Source organism: Streptomyces phytophilus (genome assembly GCF_013870535.1).
GTDB lineage: Bacteria > Actinomycetota > Actinomycetes > Streptomycetales > Streptomycetaceae > Streptomyces > Streptomyces phytophilus.
Window position 1 is genome coordinate 1 of sequence record NZ_JACBXC010001023.1, and the last position, 2,209, is coordinate 2,209.

The window sequence follows — 2,209 nt, forward strand, 5'->3', positions numbered from 1 at the left end:
CGGCCTGGTGCCGCTGGCGCTCGCCGGCCACCGCCACCACCGCAAGCAGCACGACCTGCCGGACGGTACGCGGCTGATGGTGGAGGGCTCTGCGGGCGGCGGCGGGCTGCGCGCGGTGGAGGAGGACGTACCGGAGAAGGTGAGCGCGTCCGTGCTCTATCTCGACCGGAGTACGCGCAGGCTGCAGGCGTGGGACGAGATCACGCTGGGCGGGCTGGGGCTGACGTCGGCGGAGGTCAGCCGCCATCTCGTCGAGGGGAACCGGCCCGGTGGCGCCGAAGGGACGGACCCGCCGGCCACCCCCGGCGAGGACTCTTGACAGCCCTCCCTCACAAGAATTAACTCAACCAGACGCGAACCAACAGAGTGCAACACGTCAGTTCATCGGTTCCTCCTGCTCATCCGATGTGTAAGGAGCACCCGTGCCCATCCTCGGCCCGCTGGGACGGCGGCCGGCCGGCACCATGCTGACCGCGTTCACTGTCCTGGCCACCGCCTGGCTGTCGCCCGCCGCGGCGACGCCCGTCCCCGACTCCCCGACCCGTACGGCCTCAACCTCCGATGTCTGGACGGTGGCCGCCCCAGAGAACAACAAAGATCAACTCACCGCCGACGTCGTACGCGACGGCTCCACCGGCGCCCTGACCCTGACCGTCCGCCGCGGCGCGGCCGACGTCCTCCCCGACTCCCCGCTCGGCCTGCGCACCAAGGACGCGGACCTGACCCGCGGGCTCGAACTCCTCGGCCGCGACGACCGCCGCGTGCACGAGAAGTACGAGATGACCACCGGCAAGCAGCGCCGCGTCGACTCCCCCATGACGGAGTCCCGCTTCGCGCTGCGCGGCGACGGCGGCGTCCGCATGGACCTCGTCGTCCGCGTCGCCCGCGACGGCGTCGCGTTCCGCTACGAACTGCCGGACTCGAAGGGCACCGTCGTCACCGGCGAGGCCAGCGGCTACCGCCTGCCGGCCGACGCGCCCGCCTGGCTGCTTCCGCACACCTCCTGGTACGAGGAGGTGCGGAACGAGACCACCGCCGGCGGGGCCCCCGCCGACGACTACGGCTACCCCGCGCTCTTCGAGGTCGGCCCCGGCGCCGCGACGGCAGGCACCGCAGGCACCGCAGGCACCGCCGGTGCGAAGGCCGCCGACGACGGCTACGTGCTGCTCACCGAGGCCGGCATGGACTCCACCTACCCCGGCAGCAAGCTCGCGCACGCCGCCGGCAGCGGCGCGTACGACGTCGCGCTCGCCGAGGCGGAGGTCGTCTCGCCCGGCGACCTGGCGACCCCGTGGCGTACCGCGATCGTCGGCGACCTGGCGACCGTCACCGAGTCGACGCTCGTCAGCGACCTCGCGCCGGACGCGGAGTTCTCCGACACCTCCTGGATCCGCCCCGGCACCGTCTCCTGGTCCTGGCTCGTCGAGCACGACAGCCCGCGGGACTTCGAGCGGCAGAAGGACTACGTCGACTACGCCGCCGCGCACGGCTGGGAGTACACGCTCGTCGACGAGGGCTGGAGCCGCGAGTGGGTGCCCGAGCTGGTGCGGTACGCGCGCACCAAGGGCGTCGACATCCTGCTCTGGTTCCGCTGGTGGGAGGTCGACACGCCGCAGGAGATGGACACCGTCTTCGGCGAGCTGAACGACTGGGGCGTCAAGGGCGTCAAGGTCGACTTCATGAACTCCGGCGGGGGCGAGCCGGAGGGCGTCGGCAGGCACGCCTGGTACGAGGACGTGCTCGCCGCCACCGCCGAGCACGAGCTGCTCGTCAACTTCCACGGCGCGACGCTGCCGAAGGGCCTCCAGCGCACCTGGCCGCACCTGATGACGTACGAGGCGGTGCGCGGGCACGAGTACTACTCCTTCGACCAGCCCCTCACGCCCACGTACAACACGATGCTGCCGTTCACCCGGAACGTCGTCGGCTCCGCCGACGTCACCCCGGGCACCTTCTCCATGACCAACAGGACGCACAGCGACGCGCACGAGCTGGCGCTGCCCGTCGTGTACGAGTCCGGTCTCCAGCACCCCGCGGACAGCCCGGAGACGTACGCCGCGCTGCCCGAGGCCGAGCGCGTGCTCGACCAGCTGCCCACGGTGTGGGACGAGACCCGCTACCTCGGCGGGCGGCCCGGCGACGACGCGGTGCTGGCGCGGCGCGCCGGCGACCGGTGGTTCGTCGGCGGCATCCACGCGGGCGCGGCCGG

General features: G+C 72.4%; 1 protein-coding gene and 1 pseudogene. Both read left to right on the forward strand.

Features of this window, described 5'->3' with window-relative positions:
• Nucleotides 1–319 (forward strand): annotated as a pseudogene (locus H5J30_RS28540) (hypothetical protein); the annotation flags it as partial.
• Nucleotides 320–422: 103 nt separating this feature from the next.
• Nucleotides 423–2,209: glycoside hydrolase family 97 protein (locus tag H5J30_RS28545; RefSeq protein WP_181790171.1), on the forward strand; the 1,787-nt coding region annotated here is incomplete at its 3' end.